General features: G+C 45.6%; 8 protein-coding genes. 7 read left to right on the plus strand and 1 reads right to left on the minus strand.

The window, feature by feature from the left end; genetic code table 11:
* A partial coding sequence (locus AB4496_RS10230; protein WP_372130913.1) for a LysE family translocator occupies positions 1 to 448 on the plus strand: 448 nt, incomplete at its 5' end.
* 264 nt (positions 449 to 712) lie between these two features.
* Here AB4496_RS10230 and AB4496_RS10235 read toward each other — a convergent pair.
* Positions 713 to 2,740, minus strand: a complete 2,028-nt coding sequence (locus tag AB4496_RS10235; protein ID WP_102258327.1) for a PhoX family phosphatase — start codon at positions 2,738 to 2,740, stop codon at positions 713 to 715.
* A 252-nt stretch (positions 2,741 to 2,992) separates the two neighbouring features.
* Between AB4496_RS10235 and AB4496_RS10240 the strand changes: the two genes are divergently transcribed.
* The 6 genes from AB4496_RS10240 (at position 2,993) to AB4496_RS10265 (ending at position 7,348) form a co-directional block, all read left to right on the plus strand.
* Positions 2,993 to 3,334, plus strand: a complete 342-nt coding sequence (locus AB4496_RS10240; protein WP_004731398.1) for a YggL family protein — start codon at positions 2,993 to 2,995, stop codon at positions 3,332 to 3,334.
* A 253-nt stretch (positions 3,335 to 3,587) separates the two neighbouring features.
* Entirely contained in the window at positions 3,588 to 3,755 is a 168-nt protein-coding gene (locus AB4496_RS10245) for a hypothetical protein (protein ID WP_012600501.1), read from the plus strand.
* Positions 3,721 to 4,404, plus strand: a complete 684-nt coding sequence (locus AB4496_RS10250; RefSeq protein ID WP_102258328.1) for a spondin domain-containing protein — start codon at positions 3,721 to 3,723, stop codon at positions 4,402 to 4,404. Before AB4496_RS10245 ends, AB4496_RS10250 begins: the two co-directional genes overlap by 35 nt.
* A 9-nt stretch (positions 4,405 to 4,413) precedes the next feature.
* Positions 4,414 to 5,094 carry a spondin domain-containing protein gene (locus AB4496_RS10255; protein WP_012600503.1) on the plus strand — a complete coding sequence of 227 codons (681 nt, stop codon included), beginning with the start codon at positions 4,414 to 4,416 and terminating at the stop codon, positions 5,092 to 5,094.
* An 82-nt stretch (positions 5,095 to 5,176) separates the two neighbouring features.
* On the plus strand, positions 5,177 to 5,908 hold the full coding sequence (locus AB4496_RS10260; protein WP_012600504.1) for a response regulator transcription factor: 732 nt from the start codon (positions 5,177 to 5,179) through the stop codon (positions 5,906 to 5,908).
* A gap of 66 nt (positions 5,909 to 5,974) precedes the next feature.
* The gene (locus tag AB4496_RS10265; protein WP_102258329.1) at positions 5,975 to 7,348 is read left to right on the plus strand and encodes a HAMP domain-containing sensor histidine kinase; all 1,374 of its coding nucleotides are present in this window, start codon (positions 5,975 to 5,977) and stop codon (positions 7,346 to 7,348) included.
* Positions 7,349 to 7,480: the final 132 nt, after the last annotated feature.

The raw sequence follows: 7,480 nt of genomic DNA on the forward strand, positions 1-7,480 counted from the left end.
ATTGGGTATTGCATCTATTATGTTGAACTACCCGTGGCTTTTTACAGGCTTTAAATTTGTTGGTGCAGCTTACTTGTTCTATTTAGGCGTTCAGATGTGGCGTTCGAGAGGCAAACTGGCGATCAGCACTGACAACCAAACAACAAAAGTCAGCAATGATTGGGACTTGGTGGTTCAAGGTTTTGTCACTGCAATTGCGAACCCAAAAGGCTGGGCGTTTATGATTTCTCTGCTGCCTCCCTTTATTAACAGCAATAAAGACTTAGCGCCGCAGTTGTTGATTTTGGTGTCGATTATTCTGGTTTCTGAGTTTGTTTGCATGACCTTATACGCGACAGGCGGAAAGAGCTTAAAGCATATGCTGGGCAAAGCCGATAACGTTAAGTTAATGAACCGTATTGCAGGTACGTTGATGATGGGCGTTGGCGTGTGGTTGTTCGTGAGTTAATTGTGATTAACGGTATTGCGATCAACGATAACGATTAGAGATCCCCGACTCAGTCGTTCCTCCTTCTCGAGGATGACGGTGCGTGATTTGGTTTGGGGTGAAGAGCAGTTTGCAAAGTCGCAGATCATTAGTTGAATCAAAGAGCTTATAGAATTTAAAAAAGAGCGATAGGGCATTTGGCCTTATCGCTCTTTTTTGATTTAACTAGCTAGCGAACAGAAACTAGATAACAGTAAGGTTGCTGATCTTAGCTAGATTTGCTTATTAAACCGCGATTTCACCGCCGTCTTCACGACGAATCACAACGGTAGATGCTCTTGGGCGAACATTGCCTTGAGTCTGTGCGGTCGCATCTTCTGACGATGGCCAGTTTGCAGGGTGTTGAATGTTTACAAATAGCGATTTGAAATCAGGGCTGATGGTAAAGCCTGTTACTTCACAACCGTTTGGACCAACAAAGAAGCGTTTAAGTTGTGCTTGGTTGTTTGCATCAATTACCGCGCTGTTGCCGTTGTCACCCGTTAGCTGAGATGGAACAACTGCCAGCATTTGGTCATTGGTGTAGCCAGTGACTTCGTCTGCGCCGTTATCTGTCTGAATCCACAAGATGCCACGAGCATCGAACGCTAAGCCGTCAGGGCTGGCGAACTGGTTCATGTCTGTTAGACCTGAGCGGTTAATAGACTTGTCTTCCACTGCTGGAGAACCGAATACAAAGATATCCCAATCGAATTCGCTCGCAGTTTTGCCTTCATCCCAGCGGATAACATGGCCAAACTTGTTGTTTACGCGAGGGTTCGCTGAGTTCGCTTCTTTGCGCTTGTTGTTATTTGTTAGCGTTAGGTAAACGGTACCTGTCATTGGGTCAACAGAGCACCATTCAGGGCGATCCATTGGCGTTGCACCAACAAGGTCGGCAGCGCCTGCTGTATTGATGATAAGCGCTGCTTGAGAGTCAAATGAATCACCTAGCTTACCGCCGTTTTTAGTCTTGCTGCTCAGAGTCAGTGGTAGCCAAGTACCTGAACCATCATCATTGAACTTAGCCACATACAGTGTGCCTTTGTCCATATACTTGTCACCCGCACTTAGGCGATTGCTCGGCTCTGCATCACGTGGGTCCCATTTCGCTTCAGAAACGAATTTGTACAGGTATTCAAAACGAGAGTCGTGGCCAGAATAGAACACGATAGGCTCACCTTCAGTAAGTTTGCCAAACGTACAACCTTCATGACGGAAACAACCCAATGCTGAACGTTTCTTAGCGCGAGAGTTCGCTGTATATGGGTCGATTTCGACAATGTAGCCGTGACCATGTGCTTCGTTACGGTAGTCATCAATCGGCGAATCAGCGCTTGGTGTTACGTCAAAGCGTGCAAACTCGTCTAAGCGTTGTTGTTTATTGCCTGAAAGCGTGTCCCAACCGTAACGTGTTTTGTCGGTTGCGATACCAATACGTTCTTGTGCTGGCGTTGTCTCGCCTTTGTTAACAAAATAACCCGGCCAGTTTTCTTCACACGTTAGGTAAGTGCCCCATGGCGTGTAGCCATTACCACAGTTGTTCAACGTGCCACGAGCTTGGCTGCCGTCTTGTGAGAATTTGGTTTTGGTAAATTCACTATGAGCAACAGGACCAGATAGATCCATTACGGTCGCGCCCGTGTAGCGGCGGTTAAGTGGATCGTTATCCACCATCACCCACTGGTTGCCATCCAGTTTTACACGAACCACACTCACGCCGTGCGCGTTGATCTCTTTGCGTACTTCATCAAGGCTAGGGCGAGCGCCTTCGTTGTATGTTGGGCCATTAGTGTGCAGTGCTTTTTGGTCGATGTATTCGTGGTTGATCACCAACAAGCCGTCGTTACTGTTGCCATCAAGCGGGAAGAAGTGCATGCCGTCGTGGTGCATGCCCAGTGAGTTCGCTTGATCTTGTGCGTTGTTGGTTCCATCTTTTAACCAAGCCTTGCCTTGCTTGTTCAGTGGGGTACCCCAAGGAACCAATACTTGTGCTGTATAGCCTTTTGGTACAACGACACTGTCTGTTAAAGAGCCTTTAACCGATTCGAAGGCAAGTGTTGCGGTGCTTTTGTGCGCGCCCGTTGCTTGCATTGTCGTAGCGTTAGCCGTGCTGTGACCCGCTAAACCAAATGCGCCAAAGGCGGTCATTGCACTGATGCCAAGACCGCCTTTCAGAACGTTTCTTCTTGAAAGGTTCGCATCTAGAACTTCTTCGAAGGGCTTGTTGTTACTCTTGTTAAAACGAGTGCTATCAAATGTTTCCTTGCTCATCGGGACTGCTTCCTGTTGGCTGACTTTATTATTTGTTATTCACGTGTAACCAAGCTATTTCTAATGAGTTAATAGCTGGTTCAATGTGTGACCAATCGTGAAGCAGTTAAGTGACAGATTTTTATAGTTTTGATTAAGGTTTTGTTTCTGCAGCACGATTTTTCCCGTTAAGCCTCTCGTGCAATACAAAACTCTTGGGAATTAACGAAGAACTGTGTATAAATGCTTTATCAAACGAAAAGAGAGACAGTTATGAAATTAGATAAAATCGAAAACAAAAATCGCCGCCTACGCAAGAAGTTATACCTAGGTGAATTCGCTATTCTAGGTTTTGAAGTAAGCTGCACGACTTCGATTGCTGATTTTGACCAATACGATGTGTTCATCGATGAATTTATCGATTTTATCGACAGCATCGGCCTGTGCTTTGGTGGCGGTGGTTTAGAGCTGTTCGAAGGTTTCTTATGTTCTATTGAGCGCTACCGTTCAGTGACAGAAGCAGAGCAACTGCAAGTAGCGCAGTGGCTTGAAGCTCGCGCAGAAGTAAGCAAAGTTGAAGTAAGCGAACTTGTTGACGCAAACTACGCATTCTAATTTGGTGGTGTATGGTTCGCTCAGCTGAAATCGATTGAGCTTTCGTGAGAGAACTTTGACACATCAGATAAAAGGCCCAGTCGGTATGTCGATTGGGCCTTTTGCGTTTGGTCTGCACTATTCTTGAACCATGATTCCTTGTCTAACTCTCATTTCTAGAACGAGAGTTTCTAACTATATATCAGTCTCTTAGAACTATATTTCTGGATAGTAATAAGTTTGAATAAACTTGTGAGAGTTTTATGAGAATTCAATGAAGTTGCTGATAGATTTGATCGCCATTCTTAGAGTCAACAACACCACAGTTCGTTCTGGCAAAGGTAACGGTATATCGCTGTTATTCGTTTTGTTGGCAACGATAGGACTCGATAAAGGATGGAATCAAAATGAACAAACGTACTCAAATCAGCTTAGTGATTAGCTCGGCTATGTTGGCCTTCGGAGCGGCTCAGGTTCAGGCTGCAGAGCTTGAGGTGACCGTTACCAACGCAACGAAAGGGATCTACTTTACGCCTATCTTGGCAGCCGCTCATGACTCCAGCTTGTTCATGTTTAGAACGGGTGAGAGTGCTTCTGCGGAATTGGAATCGATGGCCGAAGGTGGCGATATTTCAGGTCTATCGAGTTTGATTGCAAACGCGGGTGGTGTGGTGGTTGAAAACCCAGCCACCGGTATTCTTAATCCGGGCGTCGCAACTACGTTTGATATCGACACCGGTGATTTAGCTTACTTGTCATTGGGTGCCATGCTGCTGCCAACCAACGACGGCTTTGTTGGCTTAGACAGTTGGAAAATCCCAACTCAAGCGGGCACCTATAAAGCGACCCTCAATGGCTATGACGCAGGCACAGAAGCCAATGATGAGCTAGCGGGCAGCATGCCAACCCCGCCATTTATTACCTTTGGTGCTGGTGGTACTGGAGTTGAAACTGCAGTCTCAAACGCTAAGGTTCATATTCATCCGGGCAACATTGGTGATAGTGACGCGGCTGGCGGAATCAGCGACCTCGATAGTAGCAGTCATCGTTGGTTAAACCCTGTTGCTACTATCACCATTGTTGTGAAGTAAGGGGGATGTATGAAAGCTAGAATTCTATTTATCGCTGCATCAGTAGCTGTGTTAGCAGGTTGTCCGGACGATGACGACGATTACTATCGCTATGATGTGAGTGTGACTAACCTCACCCCCAATCAACCTATGTCGCCCCTCGCGGTATTGACTCACAATACGAATTTTGACCTGTTTGAAGTTGGGCAAAGTGCCTCTGTCGATCTGGAATACTTAGCGGAAGGAGGCAGTAATGCACAATTGCTTGCGCTCAGTGACAGTGACGCCAATGTTTATCAAGGCATCTCAGGCAATGGGCTGATTCTTTCAGGTGAGCAAGACACGGTGTCTATTCGTGTTGACCCAAATCAAGAAGGGTATATCTCAGTTGCTTCCATGTTGGTGAACACCAATGATGCGTTTGTTGGTGAATCCGGTTTGTCGCTTAAGTCATTAGCCGTGGGTGATACCTTTGTGATGAACATGAATGTGTGGGACTCAGGAACGGAATTGAACGACGAGCTTGCTGCAACCATTCCAGGGCCTGCAGGCGGTGGTGAGGGTTTTAATACCACACGAGACGACACCGATGTAGTGAGTTTCCACTCTGGCGTAATCAGCCAAGATGACGGCCTTACGACGTCTGCTTTAAGTGCTAACCATCGTTTCCTCAACCCAGGAGCAAGAATCACCATTACTCGAACTGAATAATAGGGTTGAAAGCACGATGAAAGAATTCCTGCTCTGTTCCGGTCAATTGAAAGGTAGGCAGACTCCGAATAGAGCAGGGATCATGAATAGTGCTGCGGTAAATTTGATGGCAAACATGTTGTTGGTTGAAGACGATGATGACCTAGCTGAACTGGTGCAGATGCATCTTAAGTTCCAAGGCCATAATGTCGAAAGAGCCAATACGATTGAAAAAGCACAGGATCTATACCTGGATGGTCAGTTTGATCTAGTCGTGCTCGATCGAGGTTTACCTGATGGTGATGGACTCGATTTTTGTCGGATGATCCGTCAGAAAGAAGATTGGACACCGGTACTCATGCTAACAGCAAGGGATGCTGAGCTAGATAAGGTGTCAGGTTTAGAAGCCGGTGTTGATGACTACATAACGAAACCCTTCAGTGTTCTTGAATTTCAAGCAAGAGTGAGGAACGTACTACGCCGTTTAAGCCATGTTGAATCAGTCACTCAAGAGGCTATGACAACAGAATCAATTATGAATTTTGGCGGGCTCATTATTCAACCTGAACGCCATCAGGTGTCACTCAATAATCAAGACGTACCGCTGACTGCTACCGAGTTTACCTTACTTCACTTCTTAGCAACCCGCCCGGGGCGTGTGTATAGCAAAGACGAGCTGCTCGATCACGTTTGGAATACTCATCACTCTGGCTACCACCATACTGTGTGCAGCACGGTCAACCGTCTAAGAACCAAGCTTGCGATGCCGAATAGTGATGATGATTTCATTAAAACCGTTTGGGGGGTTGGCTATAAGTTTGAGTCAAAAGCTTAGGTCTATGTGTCGCGCCCTAAGTTTACTAAAAAGCCAGTAAGACCTACGAGCCATCGAGGAGAGAACATGAGTTTCAAATCGCGTTTAGTGCTGTTCACAAGTTTGTGGTTTTTGGTGGTAAGTGTGGTGATTGCTTACACTTATCATTGGCAAAAAGAGACCATAGAACAAAGAACGAAGCAGAGCTTACATAAAGAGCTCGCGGTTCATATGCGCGATGATAATCCTCTCATGATTGGTACCGACTACAACCCCAAAGCACTCAAATCTATATTCCATACCTTGATGTTGATAGGGCCTGATTTCGATATCTATTTTCTCGATAGTCAGGGCAATATCACCACCAATGCGGCGCCGGAAGGTACTGTGTTAGCCAATCAGATAGATCTAGCGCCCATTCAACAGTTCTTAAATGACGAGCCTTATCCTATTTTGGGCGAAGACCCGATCAACCCAGGCTCTCCTAAAGTATTTTCTGTGGCGGCGATTGAAGAGCTAGGGTCGACGGTGGGTTATTTGTATGTGGTGATAGGAAGTAATCGCCATACTGTGATCACCAACTCTCAGGTTGATACACCATACATCGCACTTGCAGGGCTTGTGCTGGTTTCTATTTTTGGCTTTGCGGTTGGGGCCTATCTGCTAGTGAAACGCAGTCTGTTGAACCCAATAGAGGCGGTAACCAATAAATTGCAGCAACAAGCTGAGCAAGATTTTAGATTGGAACCTAACTTTGTCCATCAAGTGCCAGAATTGGTGCCCATTGCACGTTCTTATCAATTGATGGCGAAACACATCCAACAACAGTTTTTGCAGCTTGAGTATCAGTCATCACACCGAAGACAAAGCTTATTACAGCTCAGTCATGATTTGAAAACGCCATTATCGAGTGTTCTTGGCTACCTAGAAACGTGGAAGATTCAAAATCCGAAGTCAGACCCGTTGATTGACGTCGCTTACCGCAATGGCAACAAGTTGTCTGAACAGCTCCATTCATTACTCGATAGCGCCAAGAATGATAATCCTGTGCCTACGTATCAATACGCTTCAATCGATTTTAATGTGCTGATGAACGAATGCTTAGAAACGATACAAAGCCAGTATCGCCACAAGAATGTTGAGTTGAACGTCAATATACCTATTGGAATCAAGGCTGTGGGTGACAGTGATTTACTTGAGAGGCTGATCTTGAATCTGCTAGATAATGCGTTGAGGCATAGCCCGAGTGGAACAATGGTGTCGTTAGATGTAGGTTTAGAATCGGATTCAAAACGGGTGAAGGTCATTATCCATAATGAAGTTGAACGAGAGGCCCCTAATGGTTCGTTAGGTATTGGCACCAAAATCGCTCAGTCGATACTGATGTTGCATCATAGTGTTTTAGAAACAACAAAAGCAGAAAACTCATTTCAACAAAGTTTCTATTTGCCTTCGGTTTAGCCCTGTCTGTCTTCGATTTAGTTCTAATTTCTTTCGATATCGTTCTACTTGCCGCCGTTCTAGGGGATAGGCGAGTTGTTCTTTGAGTAACGAACAACTCGTTGAGCAGCTTTTAAGTTGAGAAGTTGAGAA

The organism is Vibrio sp. 10N.222.46.A1, from assembly GCF_041473595.1.
Taxonomy (GTDB): domain Bacteria; phylum Pseudomonadota; class Gammaproteobacteria; order Enterobacterales; family Vibrionaceae; genus Vibrio; species Vibrio tasmaniensis_A.

Bases quoted from the DNA above. Each gene is read 5' to 3' on its own strand.
- AB4496_RS10235 (WP_102258327.1), bottom strand. From the start codon at position 2,740: ATGAGCAAGGAAACATTTGATAGCACTCGTTTTAACAAGAGTAACAAC.
- AB4496_RS10240 (WP_004731398.1), top strand. From the start codon at position 2,993: ATGAAATTAGATAAAATCGAAAACAAAAATCGCCGCCTACGCAAGAAG.
- AB4496_RS10245 (WP_012600501.1), top strand. From the start codon at position 3,588: ATGAAGTTGCTGATAGATTTGATCGCCATTCTTAGAGTCAACAACACC.
- AB4496_RS10250 (WP_102258328.1), top strand. From the start codon at position 3,721: ATGAACAAACGTACTCAAATCAGCTTAGTGATTAGCTCGGCTATGTTG.
- AB4496_RS10255 (WP_012600503.1), top strand. From the start codon at position 4,414: ATGAAAGCTAGAATTCTATTTATCGCTGCATCAGTAGCTGTGTTAGCA.
- AB4496_RS10260 (WP_012600504.1), top strand. From the start codon at position 5,177: ATGAATAGTGCTGCGGTAAATTTGATGGCAAACATGTTGTTGGTTGAA.
- AB4496_RS10265 (WP_102258329.1), top strand. From the start codon at position 5,975: ATGAGTTTCAAATCGCGTTTAGTGCTGTTCACAAGTTTGTGGTTTTTG.